The 26,158-nt window shown below is 55.9% G+C and carries 21 protein-coding genes and 1 other RNA gene; 8 read left to right on the top strand and 14 right to left on the bottom strand.

Annotation, left to right across the window (positions count from 1 at the left end; translation table 11 throughout):
* Window positions 1–42 precede the first annotated feature (42 nt).
* Together uraD and puuE are read right to left on the bottom strand one after the other, a co-directional pair.
* Window positions 43–558 (bottom strand): 2-oxo-4-hydroxy-4-carboxy-5-ureidoimidazoline decarboxylase, encoded by a 516-nt coding sequence (gene uraD / locus CKW23_RS19475; RefSeq protein ID WP_095068159.1) that lies wholly within the window; start codon window positions 556–558, stop codon window positions 43–45.
* Window positions 555–1,478 (bottom strand): allantoinase PuuE, encoded by a 924-nt coding sequence (gene puuE, locus CKW23_RS19470; RefSeq protein WP_025259265.1) that lies wholly within the window; start codon window positions 1,476–1,478, stop codon window positions 555–557. Before puuE ends, uraD begins: the two co-directional genes overlap by 4 nt.
* Before the next feature lie 365 nt (window positions 1,479–1,843).
* On the opposite strand from puuE, the gene uraH reads away from it, so the two are divergent.
* Both uraH and CKW23_RS19460 read left to right on the top strand, forming a co-directional pair.
* Window positions 1,844–2,197, top strand: coding sequence for a hydroxyisourate hydrolase (gene uraH / locus CKW23_RS19465; protein ID WP_025259266.1), 354 nt, complete (start codon window positions 1,844–1,846; stop codon window positions 2,195–2,197).
* Between the two features lie 87 nt (window positions 2,198–2,284).
* A complete protein-coding gene (locus tag CKW23_RS19460; protein ID WP_025259267.1) occupies window positions 2,285–3,040 on the top strand; it encodes a GntR family transcriptional regulator in 756 nt (251 codons plus the stop codon).
* Between the two features lie 67 nt (window positions 3,041–3,107).
* On the opposite strand, the gene guaD is transcribed toward CKW23_RS19460, so the two are convergent.
* The 4 genes from guaD to xdhA are packed head-to-tail and all read right to left on the bottom strand — an operon-like array spanning window position 3,108 to window position 9,126.
* Window positions 3,108–4,427: a guanine deaminase gene (gene guaD / locus CKW23_RS19455; protein ID WP_095068158.1), complete on the bottom strand. Its 1,320-nt coding sequence runs from the start codon at window positions 4,425–4,427 to the stop codon at window positions 3,108–3,110.
* Window positions 4,428–4,434: 7 nt separating this feature from the next.
* Window positions 4,435–5,274: a xanthine dehydrogenase accessory protein XdhC gene (gene xdhC, locus CKW23_RS19450; protein WP_025259269.1), complete on the bottom strand. Its 840-nt coding sequence runs from the start codon at window positions 5,272–5,274 to the stop codon at window positions 4,435–4,437.
* 47 nt (window positions 5,275–5,321) lie between these two features.
* Entirely contained in the window at window positions 5,322–7,679 is a 2,358-nt protein-coding gene (gene xdhB / locus CKW23_RS19445; RefSeq protein WP_038399771.1) for a xanthine dehydrogenase molybdopterin binding subunit, read from the bottom strand.
* Window positions 7,672–9,126, bottom strand: a complete 1,455-nt coding sequence (xdhA, locus tag CKW23_RS19440; RefSeq protein ID WP_025259270.1) for a xanthine dehydrogenase small subunit — start codon at window positions 9,124–9,126, stop codon at window positions 7,672–7,674. The genes xdhB and xdhA overlap by 8 nt, the downstream gene beginning before the upstream one ends.
* Before the next feature lie 263 nt (window positions 9,127–9,389).
* On the opposite strand from xdhA, the gene CKW23_RS19435 reads away from it, so the two are divergent.
* The 5 genes from CKW23_RS19435 to CKW23_RS19415 all read left to right on the top strand — a co-directional run bounded on the left by CKW23_RS19435 (window position 9,390) and on the right by CKW23_RS19415 (window position 18,360).
* Entirely contained in the window at window positions 9,390–10,049 is a 660-nt protein-coding gene (locus CKW23_RS19435) for a GntR family transcriptional regulator (protein ID WP_095068157.1), read from the top strand.
* A 4-nt stretch (window positions 10,050–10,053) separates the two neighbouring features.
* Window positions 10,054–13,542: a chromosome segregation protein SMC gene (gene smc / locus CKW23_RS19430; protein ID WP_095068156.1), complete on the top strand. Its 3,489-nt coding sequence runs from the start codon at window positions 10,054–10,056 to the stop codon at window positions 13,540–13,542.
* A 251-nt stretch (window positions 13,543–13,793) separates the two neighbouring features.
* Complete coding sequence (zipA, locus tag CKW23_RS19425) at window positions 13,794–14,636, top strand: cell division protein ZipA (RefSeq protein WP_025259273.1); 843 nt, start codon at window positions 13,794–13,796, stop codon at window positions 14,634–14,636.
* A gap of 92 nt (window positions 14,637–14,728) precedes the next feature.
* Window positions 14,729–17,092: an NAD-dependent DNA ligase LigA gene (ligA, locus tag CKW23_RS19420; RefSeq protein ID WP_095068155.1), complete on the top strand. Its 2,364-nt coding sequence runs from the start codon at window positions 14,729–14,731 to the stop codon at window positions 17,090–17,092.
* Window positions 17,093–17,217: 125 nt separating this feature from the next.
* Window positions 17,218–18,360, top strand: a complete 1,143-nt coding sequence (locus CKW23_RS19415; protein ID WP_025259275.1) for a putative zinc-binding metallopeptidase — start codon at window positions 17,218–17,220, stop codon at window positions 18,358–18,360.
* An 88-nt stretch (window positions 18,361–18,448) separates the two neighbouring features.
* Here CKW23_RS19415 and CKW23_RS19410 read toward each other — a convergent pair whose 3' ends face one another.
* Entirely contained in the window at window positions 18,449–18,724 is a 276-nt protein-coding gene (locus CKW23_RS19410) for a hypothetical protein (protein WP_095068154.1), read from the bottom strand.
* 460 nt (window positions 18,725–19,184) lie between these two features.
* Between CKW23_RS19410 and ffs the strand changes: the two genes are divergently transcribed.
* An RNA gene (gene ffs, locus CKW23_RS19405) (signal recognition particle sRNA small type) lies at window positions 19,185–19,281 on the top strand.
* 169 nt (window positions 19,282–19,450) lie between these two features.
* On the opposite strand, the gene CKW23_RS19400 is transcribed toward ffs, so the two are convergent.
* The 7 genes from CKW23_RS19400 to CKW23_RS19370 all read right to left on the bottom strand — a co-directional run bounded on the left by CKW23_RS19400 (window position 19,451) and on the right by CKW23_RS19370 (window position 26,086).
* Complete coding sequence (locus tag CKW23_RS19400; RefSeq protein WP_159918437.1) at window positions 19,451–20,287, bottom strand: DUF4435 domain-containing protein; 837 nt, start codon at window positions 20,285–20,287, stop codon at window positions 19,451–19,453.
* The gene (locus tag CKW23_RS19395; protein WP_159918436.1) at window positions 20,284–21,720 is read right to left on the bottom strand and encodes an AAA family ATPase; all 1,437 of its coding nucleotides are present in this window, start codon (window positions 21,718–21,720) and stop codon (window positions 20,284–20,286) included. The genes CKW23_RS19400 and CKW23_RS19395 overlap by 4 nt, the downstream gene beginning before the upstream one ends.
* 553 nt (window positions 21,721–22,273) lie before the next feature.
* Window positions 22,274–23,110, bottom strand: a complete 837-nt coding sequence (locus CKW23_RS26715) for a hypothetical protein (RefSeq protein WP_177434662.1) — start codon at window positions 23,108–23,110, stop codon at window positions 22,274–22,276.
* A gap of 7 nt (window positions 23,111–23,117) precedes the next feature.
* A complete protein-coding gene (locus CKW23_RS19385; protein WP_095068151.1) occupies window positions 23,118–23,633 on the bottom strand; it encodes a hypothetical protein in 516 nt (171 codons plus the stop codon).
* On the bottom strand, window positions 23,630–24,376 hold the full coding sequence (locus tag CKW23_RS19380) for an alpha/beta hydrolase (RefSeq protein ID WP_095068150.1): 747 nt from the start codon (window positions 24,374–24,376) through the stop codon (window positions 23,630–23,632). The genes CKW23_RS19385 and CKW23_RS19380 overlap by 4 nt, the downstream gene beginning before the upstream one ends.
* A gap of 2 nt (window positions 24,377–24,378) precedes the next feature.
* A complete protein-coding gene (locus CKW23_RS19375) occupies window positions 24,379–24,876 on the bottom strand; it encodes a PAAR domain-containing protein (protein WP_095068149.1) in 498 nt (165 codons plus the stop codon).
* Between the two features lie 280 nt (window positions 24,877–25,156).
* The gene (locus tag CKW23_RS19370; RefSeq protein ID WP_371856583.1) at window positions 25,157–26,086 is read right to left on the bottom strand and encodes a glycosyltransferase family 2 protein; all 930 of its coding nucleotides are present in this window, start codon (window positions 26,084–26,086) and stop codon (window positions 25,157–25,159) included.
* Window positions 26,087–26,158 lie beyond the last annotated feature (72 nt).

Raw genomic sequence — 26,158 nt, 5'->3', positions numbered from 1 at the left:
TGCCTTTCTCGATGGGCTTGGAAGGAATGGGCTTGGTAGTGTCTACAGGGTCAGCAAGCGAAACAGGGCAATCTTGTTGATCTCGGCCAGCGCGCAGGCGAACTCGGCTTCTGCCGAGTGATGGATACGCTGCTCGAAGGCCGCCAGGATCTTGTGTCGGTCGCTTCCCTTGACCGCCATGATGAACGGGAAGCCGAACCTGGCCTTGTAGGCGTGATTCAACTCTGTGAAGCGCTGGAACTCCTCGGCTGTGCATTGATGAATGCCGGCACCGGCCTGTTCGCGGGTGCTGGCTTCGGTCAGTTCACCCTGGATGGCGGCTTTGCCTGCCAGATCCGGGTGAGCGTTGATCAGCGCCAGTTGCCGCTCATGATCGGCGTTGAGCAGGATTTCGCTCATGCGCGCATGCAGGTTTTCGACCTGATCCAGTTCAGGGTTCATGCCCAGGTCATAGGCCTTTTCAGCGACCCAGGGCGAGTGTTCGTAGATATCGGCAAAGGCCGCAATGAACGCTTCACGGCTCAGGGACGAAGGCGTCAGTGTCTGGAAGTGGCTCATTGCGCGGCCTTGAAAGGATGTTGAGTGTGCCAGTGGCGAGCGATATCGACACGGCGGGTAAACCAGACCTGTTCGTGGCGTTTGGCGTATTCAATGAAGCGCTTGAGTGCTGCGAGGCGGGCAGGACGCCCGATCAGGCGGCAATGCAGGCCGATGGAGAGCATTTTCGGTGCGTCTGCACCTTCCTCGTAAAGCACATCGAAGGCATCCTTGAGGTACTGGAAAAACTGCTCGCCATTGTTGAAACCCTGCACCTGAGTGAAGCGCATGTCATTGGTGTCCAGCGTGTAGGGAATCACCAGATGCGGCTTGTCTGTCGGGTTGTTCGGTTCCCAATAGGGCAGGTCGTCGTCGTAGGTGTCGCAGTCGTAGAGAAAGCCGCCTTCTTCCATCACCAAGCGCCGAGTGTTAGGGCCGGTGCGACCGGTGTACCAGCCCAACGGGCGCTCGCCGGTGATTTCTGTGAGGATGCGAATGGCCTGGAGCATATGCTCGCGCTCCTGAGCCTCATCCATATTCTGGTAGTCGATCCAGCGATAGCCGTGGCTGCAGATTTCATGGCCGTCCGCGACCATGGCGCGGATCACATCCGGGTGGCGCTGGGCAGCCATGGCCACGGCAAAGATGGTCAGCGGGATATCGAATTGCCTGAACAGCTTGAGGATGCGCCACACACCGGCACGGCTGCCGTATTCGTACAGCGACTCCATACTCATGTTGCGTTGGCCTTGCAGCGGTTGCGCCGCGACCATCTCGGACAGGAAGGCTTCGGACTCCTTGTCGCCATGCAGAATGTTACGCTCGCCGCCTTCCTCGTAATTGAGCACGAAAGACAGGGCGATGCGTGCATTGCCCGGCCAATGCGGATGGGGTGGATTGCTGCCGTAACCGATCAGGTCCCGTGGATAGTCAGCGCTCACTGCAGGCTTCCTTATGTGCGTGAAGTCAGGTGCGGTACAAGCCGGACAGCAGAAAACCGCGCTGCACGGATTGTATACAAAATAATAGCTAAACTGTAATCCTGCTTGTGGCGCAGGTTGATAGCAGTTTTCATGCAATAAACTTGCCTGAGTGGTCAGCTTAAAGGTAAAAACCTCAATGCTTTCCTTTGCTTCAGTGTTTTCGGTATTAAAGCTGCGCTCGCGCATTTTGCGAGCTGCGGCGACCGGTTTTATTGTGTACAAGTTTTTTGAAAAGTGTCTTAATCGATCACTGCTCAAGCCCGGCAGGCACCCTGATGGTGCATCATGCCTGTAATCCAGACACTCAACGAGGTGCAGAATCAATGGGACGCTTGACCACGCATGTGCTGGACGCCGCGCACGGTTGCCCCGGCAATGGCATCCATATCGAACTGTACCGGGTCGAAGGCGAGCGCCTGGAGCGCGTGACCACGGCGGTGACCAACAGCGACGGCCGTTGCGATGCGCCGCTGCTGCAGGGGGACGAATACCGCTCGGGTGTCTACCAGTTGCAGTTTCAAGCCGGCGACTACTACCGTGCACGGGGCGTGACATTGCCTGAGCCGGCCTTTCTCGATGTGGTGGTGCTGCGCTTCGGGATTGATGCAGGTCAGGAGCATTATCACGTGCCGCTGCTGGTTTCGCCTTACAGCTACTCGACCTATCGTGGCAGTTGATTGCACAGTGCGAGGCGCGCCCTTGTGCTGGCGCACTGTGTACAATGCGTCCGTCCTACGCCGTAAACCACTTGCACACGAGTGCCCATGAACGAACAGTCCCTGCCCTTGAAGAAACAGCCACGCGCGGCCAAATCAGCCCGTAATGCAACCCAGGACGATATTGTCTATGCGCATATCTTCGAGGCGATCCTTGAGCAGCGTCTGGCGCCGGGCACCAAGCTGAGCGAAGAGGCACTGGGCGAAATCTTTGGCGTGAGTCGCACCATCATTCGTCGCGCCCTGTCGCGGCTGGCCCATGAAGGTGTCGTGCTGCTGCGACCCAATCGCGGTGCAGTGGTTGCCAGCCCGAGTGTTGAGGAAGCGCGTCAAGTGTTCTTTGCTCGCCGCATGGTGGAAAAGGCCATTACCGAACTGGCGGTCGAACACGCGACCGCCGAGCAACTGGCCGAGTTACGGCAGATGGTCAGCGACGAGCGCGACAGCTTTGCCAGAGGGGACCGTGGCGCCGGGATTCGCCTGTCTGGCGAGTTCCATCTGCAACTGGCAGTGGCCGCCAGGAACGCCCCGCTGATCAGCTTTCAGCGCAGCCTGGTGTCGCAGACCTCATTGATCATCGCCCAATACGAAAACGGCAACCGCACCCATTGCTCCTACGATGAACACACCCAGTTGATCGACGCCATCGAAGCCCGGGATGCCGCGTTGGCCGTGGAACTGATGATGCATCACATGGACCACATCGACAGCAAGCTCAACCTCGACGAAGACGGCGCGTCCGATGACCTGCATGCGGTGTTTTCGCACCTGATGGTCAAGAAGAAGGTGGGCAAGGCTCAATGATGTTTCGTGACTGAAGTCGCTCCTGCGCGGTTTGTAGGGGCGAATTTATTCGCGAATGAATCAGTCCTCAACCATCGCGCTCATGCACCAATTGCCCGGCTGACCACGTCTGTCGCACCGTGCGGTCATCCCCCAGCGTCATCAGCACGAACAGAATCTCTGCAATGTCCTTGGCCTGTTTCAGCCGATAGGCCAGCAGCGGCGTAGCGTTGTAATCCAGCACCACAAAATCCGCTTCGTTGCCGGGTTTCAGGCTGCCGATCCGGTCATCCAGCCGCAACGCCCGTGCGCCACCCAATGTGGCCAGATACAGTGATTTGAACGGGCTGAGCCTCGCGCCCTGCATTTGCATGACCTTGTAGGCTTCGTTCAGGGTTTGCAGGATCGAGAAGCTGGTACCGCCGCCTACATCGGTGCCCAGCCCGACATTGATACCGTGCTTTTCAGCCTTCGGCAGATTGAATAGGCCGCTGCCCAGAAACAGGTTGGAGGTCGGGCAGAAGGCAATAGCCGATCCGGTTTCTGCCAGCCGCGCACACTGTTCGTCGCACAGGTGCACGCCATGGGCGAACACCGAGCGCTCGCCCAGCAGCTTGAAGTGGTCGTACACGTCCAGATAGTTTTGGCGCTCCGGAAACAGGGCCTTGACCCATTCGATTTCCTGCAGGTTTTCGCTGATATGCGTCTGCATATACAGGCCGGGATACTCGCTCAGCAGCTTGCCTGCCAGGGTCAGTTGCTCCGGCGTGCTGGTGGGCGCAAAGCGCGGGGTGACGGCGTAGCTCAGGCGGCCCTGGCCATGCCAGCGCTCGATCAGTGCCTTGCTGTCCGCATAGCTGGATTCGGCGGTGTCCACCAGATAGTCCGGGGCATTGCGGTCCATCATCACCTTGCCGGCGATCAGGCGCAGGTCCAGCTTTTGAGCTGCGCTGAACAGAGCGTCTACCGATTCCTTGTGCACACTGCCGAACACCAGCGCCGTGGTGGTGCCGTTGCGCAGCAGTTCCTTGAGGAAGATATCGGCCACTTCCGCGGCATGGGTCGGGTCGGCGAACTGGCTTTCGCAGGGGAAGGTGTATGTGTCGAGCCAGTCCAGCAACTGCTCGCCATACGAGCCGATCATGCCGGTCTGTGGCAAGTGAATGTGGGTGTCGATAAAGCCGGGGGTAATCAGCGCGTCCTGATATTCGATCAACTCGACATCGCTGCCCAGGCTATCCAGCAGGTCGGTGGCATGACCCAGCGCAGTGATCTTGCCGTTTTCTACCAGTAGCAGGCCGTCGGCGAAATATTCAAAGGACGCCTCGACCGCCACGTGGGCGGGGTCGGCAATGCTGTGCACGATACTGGCGCGGTAGGCTTTCTTGCGGCGGGAAACGGAAGTCATGGGCATCTCATTGCGACTGGCTGCGCCGCGAGGCGGGCAGCAGTTTGGCGACAGGTTCGGCATTGTTACTGTGTTGGCCAAAGCTGGCGTTGTAAGTGGCGATCACTTCGGCAGCGATGGAAATGGCGATCTCGACGGGCAGCTTGCCTTTGACCTGCGCCAGGCCCATGGGGCAGCGCATGCGTTGCAGCAAGGCGGGCTCAAAGCCGCGTTCTTTCAGGCGATGCTCGAACTTGACGCGCTTGGTCCGGGAGCCGATCAGCCCGAAATAGCCAAAGTCGCCGCGCTTGAGAATGGCGGCTGTCAGTTCCAGATCCAGTTGATGGTTGTGCGTCATGACAATGCAGTAACTGCCTTTGGGCAGTTGCGCGACCTCATCGACAGGCTCGTCATTGACGATTTTCAGCACGGCCTCGGGCAAGTGTTCCGGGAACTCCTGTTCGCGAGAGTCGATCCAGCGCACCCGGCAGGGCAGGCTGGCCAGCAGCGGCACCAGCGCCCGGCCCACATGACCTGCGCCGAACACTGCAATCTGCGCCTGTGGCTGGCCCATGGGCTCGAACAGCAGAACGTTCACGCCACCGCAACACTGGCCAAGGCTGGCACCGAGGTTGAAGCGCTCCAGGTGCGTCTGCTGAGTGCCGCTGGTCAGCATGTCACGGGCGATTTCCATGGCCTTGTATTCCAGGTGCCCGCCACCGATGGTGTCGTGGATCCCCTGCGCCGTGACCACCATCTTGGAACCCGCATTGCGTGGCGTCGAGCCCAGTTCTTCGATGATGGTGACCAGAATGCACGGCTCACCTTGGGCCTGTAGCCTGGCCAGGGCGCTGATCCAGTCGTTCATGTGTGCCTCGTGTCCATCGCTGTAGGGGCGAATTGATGTGTTCACAGTCATCTGTTCAGCCGCCGCATCTGCTCGCAGCCCCACAAAACCCGCTCCGGCGTCGCGGGCGCATCGATGTCGGGTTGATGCCGATAATCCCCCAGGCTTGCCACCGCATCCTTGATCGCACACCACGCCGCAATCCCCAGCATGAAGGGCGGTTCGCCCACGGCTTTGGAATGGAACACCGTGTCTTCAGGGTTCTTGCGGTTTTCCACCAGGGTGACCCGTAAATCCAGCGGCAAGTCCGCCACCGCCGGGATCTTGTAGGACGCCGGGCCGTTGGTCAGCAATTTGCCTTTGTCGTTCCACACCAGTTCTTCGGTGGTCAGCCAGCCCGCGCCCTGAATGTAGCCGCCTTCGACCTGACCGATATCGATGGCCGGGTTCAGGGACGCACCTACGTCATGCAGGATGTCGGTGCGCAGCATTTTGTACTCGCCGGTCAGGGTGTCGACGATCACCTCGGCGCAGGCCGCGCCAAAGGCGAAATAGTAAAAAGGCCGACCCCGCGCCTGAGTGCGGTCATAGAAAATCTTCGGTGTCTTGTAATAGCCGGTGCTGGACAGCGACACCTGGCCCATCCACGCCTGATGCGCCAGCTCGGCGAAGGACAGCACCTGCTCGCCGATACGCACATGCCCATTGCGAAACACCACGTCGGCCTCGGTCACCTGATACTTCTGCGCCGCAAATTCCACCAGCCGCTGCTTGAGGATTTCAGCCGCATTCTGCGCGGCCTTGCCATTGAGGTCCGTGCCGCTGGATGCCGCAGTCGGTGAGGTGTTCGGCACCTTGTCAGTGTTGGTCGCGGTGATCTGGATACGCTCGATATCCACCTGAAACACCTCGGCCACCACCTGAGCCACCTTGACGTTCAAGCCCTGGCCCATCTCCGTGCCACCATGGTTCAGGTGGATGCTGCCATCGGTGTAGATATGGATCAGCGCACCCGCCTGATTGAGGAAACTGGCGGTAAAGGAAATCCCGAATTTGACCGGTGTCAGCGCCAGGCCCTTTTTCAGGATCGGGCTGCTGGCGTTGAAGGCCTTGATGGCTTCGCGACGCTCGGCGTACTGGCTGCTTTGCTCCAGATCGGCGGTCATTTCTTGCAGCAGGTTGTGCTCGACGGTCTGGTAGTAATGGGTGACGTTGCGCTCGGTCTTGCCGTAGTAATTGGTCTTGCGCACCGCCAGCGGGTCCAGGTCCAGATGGCGGGCGATGCGGTCCATCACCTCTTCGATGGCGACCATGCCCTGTGGGCCGCCGAAGCCGCGATAGGCGGTGTTCGACGCAGTGTTGGTCTTGCAGCGATGGCCGTTGATGGTGGCATCGCCCAGGTAATACGAGTTATCGGCATGGAACATCGCCCGGTCGACAATCGAGGCCGACAGGTCTGGCGAATAACCGCAGTTGCCCGCCAGTTCCAGCTCGATGCCTTGCAGGCGTCCGTTGTCGTCAAAGCCCACGTCGTATTCGATATAGAAGGGGTGGCGCTTGCCGGTCATCAGCATGTCTTCGACCCGTGGCAGGCGCATCTTGGTTGGTTGCCCGGTGAGGTGGGCAATCACAGCGCACAGGCACGCCGGGCTGGCTGCCTGGGTTTCCTTGCCGCCAAAGCCGCCGCCCATGCGCCGCATATCGACCACGATTCTGTTCATCGAAACGCCCAGCACCTCGGCCACCAGCTTCTGGATTTCCGTAGGGTTCTGGGTCGAGCAATAGACGATCATCCCGCCATCTTCGGTGGGCATCACCGACGAAACCTGAGTCTCCAGATAAAAATGCTCTTGCCCGCCGATATGCAGATTGCCCTGCAAACGATGGGGTGCGTTTTGCAGGGCATTGGCCGAATCGCCACGCTTGTGGGTATGGCTGTCCACCACGAAATGCTTCTGGCGCAAGGCCTGAACCACATCCAGCACCGGCTCCAGGTCTTCATATTCAATGACCGCCGCCATCGCCGCCTTGCGTGCGGTTTCCAGATCCCGTGCGGCCACCGCCAATACCGGCTGGCCGACAAACTCGACCTTGTCGATGGCCAGCAGCGGGTCGCCGGGCAGCAACGGGCCGATGTCTTTCAGGCCGGGAATGTCTTCGTGGGTGATGACGATCCGCACCCCGTCAAAGGCCAGACACGGCGCGGTGTCGATGCTGATGATGCGCGCATGGGCGCGATCCGACAGGCGTGCATACACATGCAGTTGATTGGGGAACTCCAGGCGGTCATCGATATAGATCGCCTCGCCGCTGACATGCTTGTCGGCACTGTCATGCTTGACGCTGCGGCCTACGCCGGTGGTCAGGTCCTGCTGGAACAGCGCGACCAGCTCGGCCTGGGTTTTGGGCGGGAGATGATTAGACATAGCGGCTCACCCGCGTAGCAAGGGTGGGTGTCTGTAGCTCGATAAAGTATTTGCGCAGCAGGTTTTGCGCGCTGAGCAGACGGTATTCCTTGCTGGCGCGAAAATCCGACAGCGGCGTGAAATCTTCGGCCAGTGCGCTGCACGCCCGCTCGATGGATGCCGATGTCCAGGGCTGGCCGATCAAGGCCCGCTCGCAGGCCGCGGCACGTTTGGGAATGGCTGCCATGCCGCCGAACGCAATGCGCGCATCGATAATCCTGCCGTCTTCAAGATGCAGGCAAAAAGCCGCGCAGACCGCCGAGATATCGTCATCCAGTCGCTTGGACACCTTGTAGGCGCGGAACACATGGCCAGCCTTGGCGGTCGGCACAATGATCTTCTCGATGAACTCGCTTTCCTGACGCGCCGTCACCCGGTAATCGATGAAGTAATCTTCCAGCGCCAGGGTGCGCCGAGTCTCACCCTTGCGCAGTACGATCTGCGCGCCCAGTGCGATCAGCAGCGGCGGGGCGTCACCGATGGGCGAGGCATTGCCGATATTGCCACCCAGCGTGCCTTGGTTGCGGATCTGCAACGAAGCGAAGCGTTGCAGCAACTCGCCGAAGTCCGGGTATTCGGTCTTGAGGGCTGCATGGCAGTCGGTCAGCGAGGCGGCCGCGCCAATCTCCAGCCGGTCCTCGAAACGCTCGATGCGCTTCATCTCGGCAATATGGCCAACATGGATCATCACCGGCAGCGGCTTGTGGAACTGAGTGACTTCCAGCGCCAGATCGGTCCCGCCTGCCAGTAATCTGGCTTGTGGGTGTGCGCTGTAAAGGTCGGCCAGATCGGCCACGGTCAATGGCACCAGAGAGCGCTTTTCCCCGTCGTTCAATTCGCCGGTTGTCTTGGGCGCGATGTTACGCAGACGGGCGATGGTCTGGGCCTGACGCTGATCAAACTGGTCGGGTTGCGGTTGGCCGCAGGCCTGGGCGGCAGCGTCCAGAATCGGGCGATAACCGGTGCAGCGGCACAGATTGCCTGCCAGCGCTTCGTGGGCCTGATGGGCATCGGCGTGCGTGCTGTTCTTTTGCAGGGCGAACAGCGACATCACAAAGCCCGGTGTGCAGAAGCCGCATTGCGAGCCGTGGCAATCGACCATGGCCTTTTGCACGCTATGCAGTTGCCCCTGATGCTTGAGGTCTTCGACGCTGATCAATTGTTTGCCATGCAGCGAGGCCACGAAGGTCAGGCATGAGTTGAGGCTGCGATAACGCAATTGCTCAGTGCCATCGTTGTCGATTTCCAGCTCACCGAGCACAACGGTACAAGCACCGCAGTCACCACTGGCGCAGCCTTCCTTGGTGCCTGTCTTGTGCGCATACCCGCGCAGGTAATTGAGCACGGTGAGGTTCGGGTCCAGGGTGTGCTCGGTTTTGAGCTCCTGGTTCAAAAGGAACTGGATCACGGCACTGCACCCTCGATTTCTTGTAATCGGATATGTCGATGAATCTATCAGCTTTGCTTATTGGGTCAATTTTTTTCTGACTATCGAGTCAGGAAATGCTGTTTCCAGTCGATCGGTCAGGTATGGCATGAGCGGCAATAAGTCTGTCACATCAATGATTTGCTTAATTCGTGCCAGTTTCATGAGCATGGCTCTGCGCCATGCCTAAAGGTTGCGTTACACTCCCTCTCTTAACAATTAGAACTGCTGCTGAAAGGAAAGACATGACGTTCAAGGCATCGGACAGCCTCGCCGAGCAGATCGCTCAGCACATTGCCGAGCGGATCATCCGTGGCGAGCTGAAACCTGGAGAGCGGATCCAGGAGCAAAAGGTCACGCAGGCGTTGAGTGTCAGCCGTGGGACCGTTCGTGAAGCACTGTTGATTCTGGAACGCAGGCACCTGGTCGTGATCCTGCCGCGCCGTGGTGCGCAGGTGACTGTGCTGGATGCCCATAATGTGGTCGGCCTTTGCTCTCTGATGGCCGAGCTGTATATCCTGCTGGCCACGTCGGTTGCCGAACGCTGGCAGCGAGAGTCAGACCTGACGCCGTTCGTACAGATCCAGCAGCGCCTCAAAGCCAGTTGCGATCGCGGGGATGTCACGGTCTTCGTCGAGGAAAGCTTCAACGTCATGCGTGCGGCCTATGCATTTGCCGACAACCCGTATTTGCAGGAAACCGTCGAAAACCTGCAACCTTCCATGAGTCGCAGTTATTATCTGGCGCTTGAGCAGCGCAAGGCAGAGCTGGGGGATTACCTGCAGCTGTTGTCGCAACTGCTCGATGCTGTTGTAGCCCGCAATCTGCCCGAGATTCGCGTGGTCTTGACCAACTATTGCCAACGCAGCTGCAGGCTGGTGCTGGCCGCTTTATCCACAGGCTGACACCATGCGTCTGAAGTGCATCAAGCTGGCGGGGTTCAAATCCTTCGTCGACCCCACCACGGTGAACTTCCCCAGTAACATGGCGGCCGTTGTCGGCCCCAATGGTTGCGGCAAGTCCAATATCATCGACGCCGTGCGTTGGGTGATGGGCGAAAGCTCGGCCAAGAACCTGCGCGGCGAGTCGATGACCGACGTCATCTTCAACGGCTCCACCAGCCGCAAGCCCGTGAGCCAGGCGAGCATCGAACTGGTGTTCGACAACTCCGACGCCACGCTGGTGGGCGAATACGCCAGTTATGCGGAAATCTCCATTCGCCGCAAAGTCACCCGCGACAGCCAGAACACCTACTACCTCAACGGCACCAAATGCCGTCGACGCGACATCACCGATATCTTCCTGGGCACGGGCCTGGGGCCGCGCAGCTACTCGATCATCGAGCAGGGCATGATCTCCAAGCTGATCGAAGCCAAGCCCGAAGACCTGCGCAACTTCATCGAAGAAGCCGCTGGCATCTCCAAGTACAAGGAGCGCCGCCGGGAAACCGAAAACCGCATTCGTCGCACCCACGAAAACCTCGCACGCCTGACTGACCTGCGCGAAGAGCTTGAACGCCAGCTTGAGCGCTTGCATCGGCAGGCACAGGCCGCCGAGAAGTATCAGGAATACAAGGCCGAAGAGCGTCAGCTCAAGGCCCAACTGTCGGCCTTGCGCTGGCAGGCCCTGAACGAGCAGGTTGGTCAGCGCGAGGCGGTGATCGGCAATCAGGAAATCGGCTTTGAAGCCTTGGTGGCCGATCAGCGCAGTGCCGATGCCAGTATCGAGCGGCTGCGTGACGGGCACCATGATCTGTCAGAGCGCTTCAATGTGGTGCAGGGCCGCTTCTATTCCGTGGGCGGCGATATCGCCCGTGTCGAGCAAAGTATTCAACATGGCCAGCAGCGCCTGCGCCAGTTGCAGGACGATTTGCGCGAAGCCGAACGCGCCCGTCAGGAAACCGAATCGCACTTGGGCCACGACACCACTTTGCTGGCGACCCTGGGCGAAGAGCTGGAAATGCTCGAACCGGAACAGGAAATGACCAGCGCCGCCGCCGAAGAGTCGGCCATCGCGCTGGAAGACGCCGAAGCCACGATGCAGGGCTGGCAGGAAAAGTGGGACGTCTTCAACCAGCAATCAGCCGAGCCGCAACGTCAGGCTCAGGTGCAGCAGTCGCGCATTCAGCAACTGGAACAAAGCATCGAGCGGCTGGCCGAGCGTCAGCGCCGCCTCAACGAAGAGCGCCAATTGCTGGCCGCTGACCCCGAAGACGCAGCCATTCTTGAACTGAGCGAAGACCTGGCCACCCGTGAAATGACCATCGATGACCTGCACCTGAACGAAGGTCAGGTGGTCGAGCAACTGGAGCAGTTGCGCGATCAATTGCAGCAGGCCAATCAGGCGCAACAGCAGGCCCAGGGCGAATTGCAACGTTTGAACGGTCGCCTGGCTTCGCTTGAAGCCTTGCAGCAGGCAGCCCTCGACCCGGACACCGGCACTGCCGAGTGGCTGCGTGACCAGCAACTGGCTGAATGCCCGCGTCTGGCTGAAGGGCTGAGTGTCGAAGCCGGCTGGGAACTGGCGGTGGAAACCGTGCTGGGTGCCGACCTGCAAGCGGTGCTGGTGGATGATTTTGTCGGGCTGGATCTGGCCGGTTTTCAGCAGGGCGACCTGCGCCTGCTGAGCCCCGGTGCCGATACCAATCGCCTGCCGGGCAGCCTGCTGGACAAGGTCGAAAGCCCAGTCGACTTGTCGGCCTGGCTGGGGCAGGTCATGCCCGTGCAGACCCTCGACGAAGCCCTGGCGCGACGTGGGCAATTGAGTGCCGGGCAAAGCTTTATCAGCCGCGACGGTTACTGGATCGGGCGTCACTTCCTGCGCGTGCGTCGTGCCAGCGAAGCCCAGAGCGGCGTACTGGCTCGTGGTCAGGAACTGCAACGGCTCGGGCTGGAACGGGACGAACTCGAAGCGGCGCTGGCGGCCCGTGAAGAACAACTGCTGTCGCTGCGTGAGCAACAGTCGCAACAGGAAGAAACCCGCGAACAACTGCGCCGCCGCCTGCAAGACGAAACCCGTCAGCAGGGCGAACTCAAGGCTCAGCTGTCGGCAGCCAAGGCCAAGGTCGAGCAGTTGACCCTGCGCCGCACTCGTCTGGACGAAGAGCTGACCGAAGTGGGCGAACAGCGCGCCATGGAGCATGAACACCTGGGCGAGTCCCGCGTGCAACTGCAAGACGCCTTGGACGCCATGGCCCAGGACACCGAGCAGCGCGAGCTGCTGCAAGCCCAGCGCGACAGCCTGCGCGAGCGCCTGGACCGGGTGCGTCAGGAAGCCCGCCAGCACAAGGACCGCAGCCATCAACTGGCGGTGCGCCTGGGCTCGATCAAGGCCCAGCACGACTCCACGCGCCAGGCCCTTGAGCGCCTGAAGATGCAGTCCGAGCGCTTGTCCGAAAAAAGCGAGCAACTGGGCCTGAACCTGGAAGAAGGGCAGGCTCCGCTGGAAGAACTGCGCCTCAAGCTCGAAGAGTTGCTGGAAAAGCGCATGGTCGTCGACGACGAAATGCGCATCGCCAAAATCGCTCTGGAAGACGCCGACCGTGAACTGCGCGATGCCGAGAAGCGCCGCACCCAGGCCGAACAGCAGTCGCAACTGCTGCGTGGCCAACTGGAACAGCAGCGCCTGGAGTGGCAAGCCCTGACAGTGCGGCGCAAGGCCTTGCAGGATCAACTGCACGAAGATGGCTATGACCTTCACGGCGTTCTGGCCACCTTGAGCCCCGAAGCCAGCGAGGCGAGTGCTGAGCAGCAGCTTGAAAGCATCGCGGCGCGTATCCAGCGCCTGGGCGCCATCAACCTCGCGGCCATTGACGAATACCAGCAACAGTCCGAGCGCAAACGTTACCTCGATGCCCAGAACGCCGATCTGGTGGAAGCACTGGAGACGCTGGAAAACGTCATCCGCAAGATCGACAAGGAAACCCGCAATCGTTTCAAGGAGACCTTCGATCAGATAAACAGCGGAATTCAGGCGCTGTTTCCGAAAGTTTTCGGTGGCGGCTCCGCTTATTTGGAACTGACGGGCGAAGATTTACTCGATACAGGGGTGACAATCATGGCGCGTCCTCCCGGCAAGAAGAACAGCACGATTCATTTGCTGTCCGGTGGGGAAAAAGCCCTGACGGCATTGGCACTGGTTTTTGCGATTTTCAAACTCAACCCGGCGCCGTTCTGCATGCTTGATGAGGTCGATGCACCCCTGGATGACGCCAACGTAGGACGTTATGCCCGCTTGGTGAAAGAAATGTCACAAACGGTGCAGTTCATCTACATCACCCACAACAAGATCGCCATGGAAATGGCCGATCAACTGATGGGTGTGACCATGCACGAACCCGGCTGTTCGCGCCTTGTAGCGGTGGATGTGGAGGAGGCGATGGCCCTTGTGGATGCGTGATCTGTCATGGTATTTCGCCGGGAAATGGCCTTTTAATGGCCCAAATATGTGAAACGGTAGCGATAGATACCACCCTCAGCGCCATACAGGTGCAACAGACGGTGTAAAGTTACCTTTGGTCGTGCTAGTTTAGTGACCACTTTTTTATTTCGACGTGGGCAAAATGCCAGTTAGAACATAGACTTGGCACCACGTATTAAAGGGGTTTAGGCCCTTATTTTGAAAATTCTTCATTAGAGGCACTGGATTACATGGAAATCGGTCTGCGCGAGTGGCTGATCGTCATCGGCATAATTGTCATTGCCGGTATTCTCTTCGACGGCTGGCGCCGTATGCGCGGCGGCAAGGGGAAACTGAAATTCAGGCTCGACCGCAGCTTTTCCAATCTGCCGGACGACGATGAAACCACGTCCGCTGAATTGCTCGGTCCATCCCGTGTGCTGGATAACCACAAGGAGCCTCAGCTGGACGAGCAGGACCTGCCGTCGTTGAGCGCGACCCCGCGTGAGAGCAAGCGCAGCGAAAAGAAACGCAAGGACGAGCCGCAGCAGGGTGACCTGAACCTGGACATGGACGGTCCGAGCCTGTTCACCGACCGCAACGACGACTTCCCGGACGACAAGCCTGCCCAGCGCATCACCGAAGACAAAGACCTGCCGCCAGTCGAAGAAGTGCTGGTCATCAGCGTGATCTGCCGTGACGAAAGCGGTTTCAAAGGGCCTGCATTGCTGCAGAACATCCTGGAAAGCGGCCTGCGTTTCGGCGAAATGGACATCTTCCACCGTCATGAAAGCATGGCCGGCAATGGCGAAGTCCTGTTCTCCATGGCCAACGCCGTGAAGCCTGGCGTGTTCGACCTGGACGACATCGACCATTTCAGCACCCGTGCCGTCAGCTTCTTCCTGGGCTTACCGGGGCCGCGTCATCCCAAGCAGGCCTTCGACGTCATGGTGGCCGCAGCCCGCAAGCTGGCCCATGAACTCAACGGCGAACTGAAAGACGACCAGCGCAGCGTCATGACCGCTCAAACGATCGAGCATTATCGCCAGCGGATTGTCGAATTCGAGCGTCGTGCATTAACCCAGCGCCGTTGATAAAGGATGTGCGTAACAGGAGCGGGTTGGCCCGCTCCTGATGTCAGATTAAGCAGCCCAGGCTGCTTTTTTGCTTTTTGAGAGAACACTGTATGAAGGCCGTCGAAACCCGAATCCTGGAACTGCGCGCAGAACTGGACCAGCACAACTACCGCTATCACGTGCTGGACGAACCCAGCATCCCGGATGCCGAGTACGACCGCCTGTTTCACGAACTCAAGGCCCTTGAGGCCGAAAACCCGCATCTGGTCACCCCGGATTCCCCGACCCAGCGTGTCGGCAGCGCCGCGCTGTCAGCCTTCACTCAAGTGCGCCATGAAGTCCCCATGCTCAGCCTGGGCAACGCCTTTGAAGAAACCGACATGCGCGAGTTCGACCGGCGCGTGAGCGAAGGCCTCGACCTGCCGGCAGATGACCTGTTCGGTAGCGGCGCCAAGGTGCAATACAGCTGCGAGCCCAAGCTGGACGGTCTGGCGGTCAGCCTGTTGTACCGCGACGGCGCGCTGGTGCGCGGTGCCACCCGTGGCGATGGCACCACCGGCGAAGACATCAGCGTCAACGTACGCACCGTGCGCAATATCCCCCTCAAGCTGCAAGGCACAGGCTGGCCTGACGTGTTGGAAGTGCGGGGTGAAGTGTTCATGTCCAAGGCCGGTTTTGAGCGGCTCAATGCCAGCCAGATGGAAACCGGCGGCAAGACCTTCGCCAACCCGCGCAACGCCGCGGCGGGCAGCCTGCGCCAGCTTGACTCGAAAATCACCGCCAACCGCCCGCTGGAATTCTGCTGTTATGGGCTGGGCCAGGTTTCTACCGAAATTTCCGACACCCATGTAGGCATGCTGAACAAGCTCAAGGAATGGGGGATGCCGGTCAGCCGCGAGCTGAAGCTGGCGGACGGGATTGAAGAGTGCCTGGCGTATTACCGGGACATTGGCGAGCGACGCCTGTCGCTGACCTATGAAATCGACGGCGTGGTGTTCAAGGTCAACGACCTGGCTTCCCAGCGTGAACTGGGCTTCCGCGCCCGTGAGCCGCGTTGGGCCATCGCCCACAAATTCCCGGCCATGGAAGAGCTGACCGAACTGCTGGACGTCGAATTCCAGGTCGGCCGCACCGGTGCGGTCACGCCGGTGGCACGCCTCAAGCCGGTCAAGGTCGCAGGCGTCATGGTGTCCAACGCTACCTTGCACAACATGGACGAAGTCGCGCGCCTGGGCGTGATGATCGGCGATACCGTCATCATCCGCCGTGCCGGTGACGTCATCCCGCAAGTGGTGCAAGTGGTGGTTGAGCGTCGCCCGGAAAAAGCCCTCCCCGTGGAGGTGCCGAAAACCTGCCCGGTCTGTGGCTCCCACGTAGAACGCACGCAACTGATCAAACGCAGCAAGGGCAAGGAAACCGTCAGCGAAGGCGCGGTGTACCGCTGCGTCGGTCGTCTGGCCTGCGGCGCGCAGCTCAAGCAGGCGATCATCCACTACGTCTCGCGTCGGGCCATGGACATCGAAGGCCTGGGCGACAAGACCATCGAGCAACTGGTGGATGAAAAGCTCATCGGCTCGCCCGCAGACCTGTACAAGCTGCAATACGAACAGATCATCGACCTGGAAGGCTTTGCCGAAGTCTCCAGCAACAAACTGCTCAAGGCCATTGCCGACAGCGGCAAGCCGACCCTGGCGCGCTTCATCTACGCGCTGGGCATTCCCGATGTGGGCGAAGAAACCGCCAAGGTGCTGGCTCGCTCGCTGGCGTCCCTGGCTCGGGTTCGCAAGGCCTTGCCGGAAGTGCTCACCTACCTGCCGGACATCGGCCTGGAAGTCGCTCACGAAATTCACAGCTTCTTCGAGGACAGCCACAACCGTGAAGTCATCGATGCCTTGCTGGGCGAGAGCGGCCTGCAATTGCAGGATGAAGGCGAACTGGGTGCCGAATTTGCAGCCAGCACCACCCTGGGCAGCCTGATCGACAAACTGCATATCTTTTCGGTAGGGCCGGGCGGCGCGCAGAAACTGGCCGACAAGTTCGGCACGCTGGAAAACATCATCAGCGCCGACTGGCTGGACATGCGTCAGGCGCTGCCGGAGAAACAGGCCAAGGCCGTACGCGAGTTCTTTGATGACAGCGCCAACGCCGAGCGGGCGCGGGCCATCGAAGCGCAGCTCAAGGAATTCGGTATGCACTGGCGTAGCGAGAAGAAAACCGTCGAAGGCCTGCCGCTGGCCGGCCAGACCTGGGTCCTGACCGGCTCGCTGGAACGCATGAGCCGCGATGTCGCCAAGGAAAAACTCGAAAGCCTCGGTGCCAAGGTCTCCGGCTCCGTCTCCGCCAAAACCCACACCGTCGTCGCCGGCCCCGGTGCAGGCTCCAAACTCGCCAAGGCCAACGAACTGGGCCTGGAAGTGCTGGATGAAGACGCCTTTGTGGCATTCCTGAGCGGGCAGGGCATTGAAGTGGAATAAAGATCCCTGTGGGAGGGGGCTTGCCCGCGACAGCCATTCGATTGAATGTCCCAGGCCCCCAAAAATCATGGAACCCCTGCCACCCCCGATGATCTAGTCTGTTCACGGACCCCAGGGAAACCACCATGTACCGCTTTTTCGAACAACTCAGTTCAAGGATCGCTGCCCCCTTCATCAGCGAAACAAAGCGCAACAGCAAGGTCTGGCAGTGCCGCTGCGGCCAATCGGTGTTCTTTCCCAACTCCCAGTGCCTGGCCTGCTCGGCGGCATTGGGCTATCTGCCAGAGCAGGAACGTATCGCCACAATCGAAGTCGCCGCCGAGCCCGATACCTGGCGCCTGAGCGAAGACCCCGGCGCAGCCCTCTACCGACGTTGCGCCAACCTGCACACGCCCGCGGCCTGCAACTGGCTGTTTCCGGCCCATAACACGGGTGAGTTCTGCATCGCCTGTAGCCTGAACCGCACCATCCCGGACCTCTCCGTCCCGGAAAACCCCGAGCGCTGGCGCAAGGTCGAAACCGCCAAGCGGCGCTTGGTGGCGCAACTGATTTCCCTCGGGCTGGAAGTCATCCCCAAAACCAGCGACGAAGACACCGGGCTGGCCTTTGATTTTGTCGGCATCGACCTGGAAGGCAAACCACCGACCACCGGCCACGCCAACGGCCTGATCACCCTCAATATCGAAGAAGCCGACGACGCCCACCGCGAAGCCGTGCGCGTACAGATGCACGAGCCTTATCGCACCTTGCTGGGGCATTTCCGCCATGAAGTGGGGCACTATTACTGGGACCGGCTGATTGCCGACACCTACTGGCTGCACGGCTTTCGCAACCTGTTCGGCGACGAACGCGCCAGCTATGCCGACGCGCTGGAGAACCACTACCAGAACGGCGCCCCGGAAGGCTGGCAGCAACAGTACGTCAGCGCCTACGCGACCATGCACCCGTGGGAAGACTGGGCGGAAACCTGGGCGCACTACCTGCACATGATGGATGCCGTCGACACCGCGCTGGGCCTGGGCATGAGCGCCCGGGAAATGGAGCTGGACTACCAACCGTTCCCGCTGCAAGCCCTCTACGAGCCACAACACCCCGACGGCCCGGCCTTCCTCTCATTCATCAACGCCTGGATAGAACTGGCCAGCATGCTCAACGAACTGTCACGCAGCATGGGCCAACCCGACTTCTACCCCTTCGTCCTGCCCGCACCGGCCATCGCCAAACTGCACTTCATCCACCTCGTCATCCAAGGCTCCACCACTCCGTAGGAGCGAATTCATTCGCGAACAAGCACGTTCCCCATGACCCTGTAGGAGCGCGCTTGCCCGCGACGGCATCAGCCAGATTCCTGACCTGCTAATGCTTGACCGCAGCCCTGTCCAACCCAGGCCGAAACACCTGCTTTTCCACCAGATCCAGCGCATCACAGCCATCGCTCAACAGCACCAGCGCCGCATTGGCCATATACCGCACATCAGCGTCATCGGCACCGTCCAGACATTCCAGCAGGCGACGAGCCATACGAATGCGCCGGTCAGCACTGGCAAACAGAAAATCCAGTGGGGCCTGACTGTCGATGTGCATCACAGGGTTATCAGTGTTATTGCTTTTGAGCGGGACAAAGCGGGTCATGCTGCACCTCCGCAAGGCGTGAGGGCAGGGGGATTGGGTGTGATTTTGAACATTGATATGCACTCTATTGTTTTGGATTGAGGGCTACCAAAACTCACTTCCACATGAGTGGGTGGCAGCTGTGTGTGGGCGTGGAAGACCGGTAAGAGCACAAAACCCGGCGCACCCGAAGGTGCACCCAGCACACAGCCGCCATAGCGCAGCCATCGGGCACCTGATGGTTTCCGATTACTGGTACAGGCTTCTGTGCTCTATTTACAGCCGGGCTTCCACACCCGATCACTGATATGCAGCGACGGCGCGACTATAAGCCCCGAACCCGCTCCCTGCAACCCGCCCAGCCCTTGTGACACAAGTGCTTGAGCAATCTCGAATTTTTCCTGGATTACGGGTTGTAACTTCGCGCCAGACCGGTACAATGGCGCGGCTCGCCGACTGGCGAGTGTCGTTATGGTGACCCCATCGGTCCCCCCGCAACGATTACCCGTCAACCTGGTCAGGCCCGGAAGGGAGCAGCCATAGCGGGAACATTGTGTGCCGGGGTGTGGCTGGTGGGGTTGCCACCTTTCTTTTTGACTCCTTGTGGTTTTCAGCTTTCTCAGCTCACCATTATAAATAGCACACAGCGCAATTAATGTACTATTAATAATGCTTTATTTTTTAATTTATTGTTGTACTCATAATTTTTATTTTGCCGCAAGCCGCGAAAGCGGCTTGGGCCATGATTTAGTTTGTAAGAGCTAGAAACTCCACTACTGCTGTTGAGATAAGAACTAACATTCTTTCAATGGTTGTTGAGTTTGCTATTTCTTTAATTCCTTTGAATTCTTTTATACTCCATGCTAATAGGTCTACCAAGTCATGCCCTCGAATGTATGAACGAGGATCTCCAGTTAAAGTTTTTTCCCAGTTAATACTTTCAGTTTCAAATTTTTTTTGTTGTGAAAGTTTTTTGTTTTTTGATAATAATCTGTTTGCGTACGAGGTGTGGTTAAAGTTTAAGGTATTTCCTGAGATGGATATGTCTTTATGTGGCTCAATCCATTCCATATTCCATTGAAGTTTTTTATCCGCTAGCCTAAAAGAAAATAACTTCTTCAAGATAGAGTTTAAAGATTTCATGAATTCATCTAGATCATTTATTTTTGCTCTTCCTGAAATTACTAAAATTTCATTGAGTATCTTTTTTGTATAAAAATAAAGTTCCAAAGATGTATGTTCTGTCCAGTTCAAACGTGGAATATTTTCTACTGTGTTAAGCCAAAAGTCTAAATCTTTATCAACAATACATCTGTACGCATTGTCTCCTTTAATAGCTGAAAGCTCTTTAGCTAAAGCTATCACTCTTTGCTTGTTTCCTCCCGAAAGTCCATGTTTTTGCAGGGTGTTCGAGTTGATGTCGATTCCGTCAATTTCATAAACAACGTAGCCTGTATTGTTGTTGGCAGCGAGGCAGTTTGTAAGAACTTCCTTGTCGAAAATACCTTCAACATAAATGTCTTTTAATGTAGGCTCAAACTGATGGCGAACTAAAAGCTCTTCAATTTTTCTGCGAGGAATCATTGCGCTGTACTCGTCATTGTAACTACACGATCTCTGTGTTGCGCAAGCAACTCCATTGAGTGAGATGCGAAAACGAACTGAACGTTTGTTCCGTCTGTTATATCGAGTAAAGATTGGACTAGTTGACGCTGCCATTTCACATTTAAGGAAATTTCAGGTTCATCAATCATGAATACGCAGGGTTTATCACGTCCGGAAAGTACATAGCAGAACAATAGCATTAGCTGTTGCTCTCCAGAAGATAGATGACGAGCCTCTAATGGTACGTTTGCCGTATTGTATATCGAGAAACCTTGGCTGACTTTATATGTTATATATTTGTCTTTTAGGTAGTTTTTGTTGATTGTGGTTACAAATTTTTCGATGATTTGATATATCGCGTCTAGTGCTTGAAGTCTGCTACGCAAGCTTTCTATATAAGGTACAAGAAGTTCTGCGGCCAAGCGTTTTTTTTGCTTTGCTCTAGCGTTGAGTGATTTTTTTAGATCTGAAGTCGAAAGTGGTGTTGCTAATTCGTACCTTGCCAGCTCTTGAGTCCTGGTTTCTATTTCACTCAGTTGCTGGTAGAGTATTTCATAGTTTGGTTCATCTGTAGGATTCGCTATAGAAGAGGTTAGCTGTTTAATTACATTGATATAAACCGAATGTACGTTTTCAGATCCGCGGTTTGCACTATAGATCGCTTTTCTAGAGATCCACTTGCTTGCTGAGCTGAGTGCTTGAGTTAGTGCTATTTGTCTGGATCTAGATACTACGTCGTGTAATCTTCTTGGCTCGTCAAGACGCATAATTCGGCGTAGTTCTATCTCGTCTCCTGGGTCTGCTACAGCGTCGCTGTCTAGTCTTCTGTCTGCATTCAAGATGAATATGTTTGGTGCATAATGAGATAGGTTCGCAAGGTAATGTGCTTCCCCGATATGATCGGTGGTGATCTTGTATTTTTCAGATATTGATTTCTTTGTCTGACGGACTACTTCGTTTTTATCAATTTCTATATAATAGCCGGCGTCATTTCTAAGATTGCGTGGAATAAACTCCCATAGTGAAAGTATAGAGTCTTGTTTCTCTATTGTCAGGGTGAGTCTTTTTATATCACGCCCTAGAAGTGATTTTGTTTTAGGGAGTAGTTGAGTGGCTTTAAAAGTTACGCCATTTGCTAAGTTTACTTTTAATTCGTCAAAACTTGCTTCGTACAGTGCATGACGATGGCCTTTATCGCCACCAGGTGAAAGCAAATGAAATACCAGCCTAAGTATTGTGCTTTTTCCTACACCATTGTCACCATATAAGATTGTCGCACTAGAGAATACCGAGTCGGCGGGCAGGGAGTAGTTATATAATCCAAACAAGCCTTTGACTGATATCGATGCTATCAGGGGTGAGCTTTGTGGTCTTTTTTGAGGTTTCCCATGTTCAGTAAGAATGTCGCTCACATATTCCTCCATGCTTTGAAGCAATCCAGTTGGTATAATTACTAGGTTGTAGAGCTATTTTTACCAGCATATTTCAAAAAAAGCTAGAAAAATAGTGGCTAATTGCCTCCTTATGGGTTGGCGTATTGTTGGGTTTTCGCTATAAGCTGAGAAAATACTATATTGAATTGGGTTGAAATGGTTCGGTTTATTTTTGAATGAAGTTTTATCCTTGGTTTGAGTTGCAGTTTATGGTTGCAAAAAAAGCTTTGATTTTTCTTTGCTAATCCTTCTGTTTGTATGTCGATAACATGGCCTGTCGCGATTTAGATAGTAGGTTTGAGTTAATTGTCGTTTTCATAATTGTTGAAGGTGCGCATCAGGTCAATGCTTGAAGTAAGCTAGCCGTATAAAGGTTATGGGGCCTTGTTCAAAAGACGATAGCCTAATCTCGGCACATTGGGTGTTTAGAGTTTTGCACAACCAGTGAATAAAATCACAACTATATAAACGATGCGGCGAAGTCTTCCCGTTCGGAAGCACAATTCTTCTGCTTATTATTCAACGATCATCTTCAATCCTCCACAAACACTTTGATACTCTCAGCCACATGCGATCTCACCCTATGTGTGAATCCTTGGGCATCACTGACTCCTTGTTCGATGCTGCCGTCGGCGCGCTGGATGGCGTAGCTGCGGTTAGCCATGGGTTCGCCGGTGGTTTCGTTGACGAGTTTGAACTTGTCGCTGAAGGGTGCCGAAAAGAAGGTATCGTCGATGATGACGATAGGTGCAGGCAGAGGGATTCCAATTGCCGGGAATATTAAAGTATGAGGCCAGCGATCTGCAATAAATGGGTGCGCGGTAGGTAGGGGGCTTTCAGTGATTGAGTTATTTTCCCTCACTTTTTCCAGTATTAGCGCTGATGGGATAAAGAAGGTATTGGTGTAGTAACTATCGTATCCCCATGAAGCTGTGAGACGGACTTTGCAAGGGATTGATACTTGGTCCTCAATCAATGCTTTTATGTCGTCGTACTCTCTCAGACTGCTTTCGCTTCCGTTTGGTGTTGAATGAGAAAAATATACTTCTGAAATGAAGTCGCGGTTTAGCCTGCTTTGATTTTTTGCCTCTACTAAGCCACTGGCTTTTGTTTTAATGACATGATCTGTAGAAAAGTCTGTATCGCGATCCAGAGAGCACGTCAATACTGGGCGTTGTTGGTTGCTATTTTCGTAATTGTTGAAGGCGCGCATCAGATCAATGCTTGAGGTAAACTCAATCGTATAAAGGTTATTGGGGCCTCGCTCAAAAGACGATAATCTAAGCTCTGCGGGCGGGATGTTTGGCGTTTTCATGCACGCAGTACACAAGGCTGCTGCCAAGAGCGTGGAAATATAAAAAACTTTCATCAAGCGCTCATTTACTTATCTGCTCGATTATCACGGTAGACGGAATAAATAATGTTTTTGTAAAGTAGGCTTTGTATCCATAGGCAGTAATACGAACTTTGCAAGGGACCGATGCCTGTTTTGCAAGCAATGGTCTTATAGCTTCAAAGTCATTATGCTGACGCTGGGATCCATCCGGGTTGTAATAATAAAATACCAGCTTGGAAGTAAAGCTGTAATTGGGTTTGGTTTGATTTCTTGCTTCCACCCGTCCTTCGGCTCTTATGTTGATAGGGCGCTCTATCGAAAACTCTACGTCAGGGTCCAGGGAGCAGATAAGCGTGGGTGTTAATTGGTTGCTGTTTTCGTAGTCATTGAACGCATTTTGTAGATCTACGCTTGAGGTAAAGTTAAGTGTATAAGGGTAGTCCGGTGCTGGCCCAAATGATGATAGCGTCAGTTCCGCGGGAGGAATATTTGCTGTTTTTACACAGGCGGTGCATGAAATTGCTATCAAGCATATTAGGCTGCGATATATATTCATTGGCCAAAGATACCTTGGATAGATTCAAAAATCAGATCACATGCTGATTTGTTTCCTTGGACAGGTGTTGCAAACATTCTGCCTGCTGCGTAGTGGTTGATGTCGGCTGTTATGTTTATTGTTGGCCCTGTTTCGATAACCCAGTGCTCTCCAAAGTTTGCGACGCCATCGGAGTCATCGGGGCTACGGGCGTTAGCCCTGATATTGATCCAGGTTTCGGCAACAGGGGTTGGTTCAGAGAAGTAGATGTCAGAGCCTACCCACACCAAAAAGCCTTCACCTACCGGGTCCAGAGTGACCAGGAACTTGATGTTGTAACCGGCCTCGGACAGGATTTTTGAAAGATGTGCTCCATTCCACCCACCCAGACTGTGCCCGACGATATAAACGGGGCATGATTTGCTGGGTATGTTATCGATGAAATGAGTTTGGATATCGCTGTCACCTTTGGCGTGCTTATAGCTTTTTGTATAGCTGATGTATTTGGATGAAAGAGCTTTTATGGCTTGGATTCTTGGGTTGAGAACGGCTTGGGCGTCGTTGATGTTGTAAAAAGGCCCTTGGAAATAATAAGCCTCCTGATCTGCCGCCCCCCCAATAAAAAACACTACCGCCTTCTTCTCAGCCACCGGCACCGTTTTAATCACGGCATCATTAACTGCCGTCAACGTATGCGTCGTCGCCAGACGCGCTGTCTTCCCGTTCGGCAGCACAATTTCTTCTGCTTGTTGTTCTGCGGCCATCTTCAATCTTCCACAAACAGTTTGATGCTTTCAGCCAGATGCGAGCTGATCATGTGGGTAAAGCCCTGTGCATCGCTAACGCCTTCTTCGATGGTGCCGTCGGCGCGCTGGATGGCGTAGCCGTGGTTGGCCATGGGTTCGCCGGTGGTTTCGTTGATGAGTTTGAGCTTGTCGCTGAAATGCACGGGCATCGGCAGCAGGCCGCTGAAAGGGGCCGGGACGAAGGTGTCGCCGATGATGACCGTGCCGGAGCCGCCAATGATGATGTTGCCGTGGGCACCGGTGCTGTCGATTGTCGCGGCGTTGAGGCCGTTGATGAAGACCGTTGAGCTGACGCCGCCGGTGATGGGGCTGCCGCAGGCGGATTTGTCGGTCATGCGGGCGGCTGGCAGGCCGTCGAAGTTTACATCGGGGGAGCCGCTGGCGATCGGGTTGGTGCCGTGCCCAGGCAGTGGGCAACTGGTGGGGTCGCCAAGGCGGGCAGCAGGTTTGCCACTCATGCGAAATTCCATTTCAAAGTGTCGGATGGGTCTGATTGGCAAGCCGGATCGTTCACAGCTTGTCAGCGATGGCATTTTAAGTGCGTATCCGACGTTCAGCAATGGATGACGTCTGTCTTTCTGGAGCATGTGCGACGCCAGTAGCGGATCACTTCCCGCTTCGTTGGGGGCTCACCAGGCTCACGGAGATCATACAAGGCCTCCGCCGTTACCCATTACGCAAGCAGTTGAGTGTCAATAACTCAACTGCTGATTCAGTGCGGTGTATGGGCTGGTTAAGTCATAAATTTTTCGGTAGTGATTTTTCGGAAAGATAAGCCGCCCACCCCGCTCCTAGAAAGGTTGTAGCGGTCCAGAGCCCAGCCATTCCTGCCAAGGTTATTAAATTAGGTAACTCGTCATAATAATTAATGAGTCCTCCCATCGTCAGGGCAACAAAAAATATGCCAACCTTGAGTTCGGTTGCGACCGAACGCAACATCCGTCCTGATTCTCGTGCTTTAGGGAATTTCTCGGTTCTGTTCCATGGAAGGGAAATTTTCACGAGCGGTGCCAGGAAGCCGCACATGTTTGTCCATCTCAAGGCATTCTCGATAAGGATACTATTCAAGAAGTCTTTGACCCGTACGCCGCCCATCATCTGGAATGTAATCCATTTGTCACCATAAAGCAGTGCCACGCGGGCCGCACTGAATATGATGGATGAAACCAGTATACTGAAAGGGATGTCCGACTCGGCCCATGCGGGGAAAACCGTTATCGCCAATACGACGATAAGCATGTTCAAGGGTATGGCGAAGCGGTGTAGATGGGTGCGCATGATCAATATGAAAGTATTCCATTTCATTTGTCCTCGGGTCAGCGCGGATAAATAGCCTCGCCAATGATGCAGTAACTGTTGTGTCGGGCCTGCTGCCCAGCGAAAAATCTGTTTCTTAACGGCTTCAAATGTTTCAGGCAACAGTCCGCGTCCTGCCGTATCGCCCAACACATTTCCCTTATAGCCCGCCAGCCCCATTCTTATTGTGAGTTCAGAGTCCTCTGTCAAGCACCACTCACCCCATCCGCCTATTTCAGTAATAACGTCGCGACGGAACAGGCACATGGTGTTGCCGCTGACCGAAAACTGACCCAGTAGAGGCTGTTCTGCCGACTGAAAACTGACCCAGGTGTTCAACTGCTTCTGCTCACTTTTTGAGCAGGAGAACACAGGGTGATCAGCATGGAAATGTTGGGAAAAATCCGGCGGATGTACTTCCGCGACAAGCTCTCGCTGCATCAG

Origin of the sequence: Pseudomonas sp. Irchel 3A18, from assembly GCF_900187465.1 — a bacterium.
Classification (GTDB): Bacteria; Pseudomonadota; Gammaproteobacteria; order Pseudomonadales; family Pseudomonadaceae; genus Aquipseudomonas; species Aquipseudomonas cichorii.
This window is presented reverse-complemented; position numbering and strand designations above follow the sequence as displayed.

Bases quoted from the DNA above. Each gene is read 5' to 3' on its own strand.
- uraD (WP_095068159.1), bottom strand. From the start codon at position 558: ATGAGCCACTTCCAGACACTGACGCCTTCGTCCCTGAGCCGTGAAGCG.
- uraH (WP_025259266.1), top strand. From the start codon at position 1,844: ATGGGACGCTTGACCACGCATGTGCTGGACGCCGCGCACGGTTGCCCC.
- CKW23_RS19460 (WP_025259267.1), top strand. From the start codon at position 2,285: ATGAACGAACAGTCCCTGCCCTTGAAGAAACAGCCACGCGCGGCCAAA.
- guaD (WP_095068158.1), bottom strand. From the start codon at position 4,427: ATGACTTCCGTTTCCCGCCGCAAGAAAGCCTACCGCGCCAGTATCGTG.
- xdhC (WP_025259269.1), bottom strand. From the start codon at position 5,274: ATGAACGACTGGATCAGCGCCCTGGCCAGGCTACAGGCCCAAGGTGAG.
- xdhB (WP_038399771.1), bottom strand. From the start codon at position 7,679: ATGTCTAATCATCTCCCGCCCAAAACCCAGGCCGAGCTGGTCGCGCTG.
- CKW23_RS19435 (WP_095068157.1), top strand. From the start codon at position 9,390: ATGACGTTCAAGGCATCGGACAGCCTCGCCGAGCAGATCGCTCAGCAC.
- smc (WP_095068156.1), top strand. From the start codon at position 10,054: ATGCGTCTGAAGTGCATCAAGCTGGCGGGGTTCAAATCCTTCGTCGAC.
- zipA (WP_025259273.1), top strand. From the start codon at position 13,794: ATGGAAATCGGTCTGCGCGAGTGGCTGATCGTCATCGGCATAATTGTC.
- ligA (WP_095068155.1), top strand. From the start codon at position 14,729: ATGAAGGCCGTCGAAACCCGAATCCTGGAACTGCGCGCAGAACTGGAC.
- CKW23_RS19415 (WP_025259275.1), top strand. From the start codon at position 17,218: ATGTACCGCTTTTTCGAACAACTCAGTTCAAGGATCGCTGCCCCCTTC.
- CKW23_RS19410 (WP_095068154.1), bottom strand. From the start codon at position 18,724: ATGACCCGCTTTGTCCCGCTCAAAAGCAATAACACTGATAACCCTGTG.
- CKW23_RS19400 (WP_159918437.1), bottom strand. From the start codon at position 20,287: ATGATTCCTCGCAGAAAAATTGAAGAGCTTTTAGTTCGCCATCAGTTT.
- CKW23_RS26715 (WP_177434662.1), bottom strand. From the start codon at position 23,110: ATGAAAGTTTTTTATATTTCCACGCTCTTGGCAGCAGCCTTGTGTACT.
- CKW23_RS19385 (WP_095068151.1), bottom strand. From the start codon at position 23,633: ATGAATATATATCGCAGCCTAATATGCTTGATAGCAATTTCATGCACC.
- CKW23_RS19380 (WP_095068150.1), bottom strand. From the start codon at position 24,376: ATGGCCGCAGAACAACAAGCAGAAGAAATTGTGCTGCCGAACGGGAAG.
- CKW23_RS19375 (WP_095068149.1), bottom strand. From the start codon at position 24,876: ATGAGTGGCAAACCTGCTGCCCGCCTTGGCGACCCCACCAGTTGCCCA.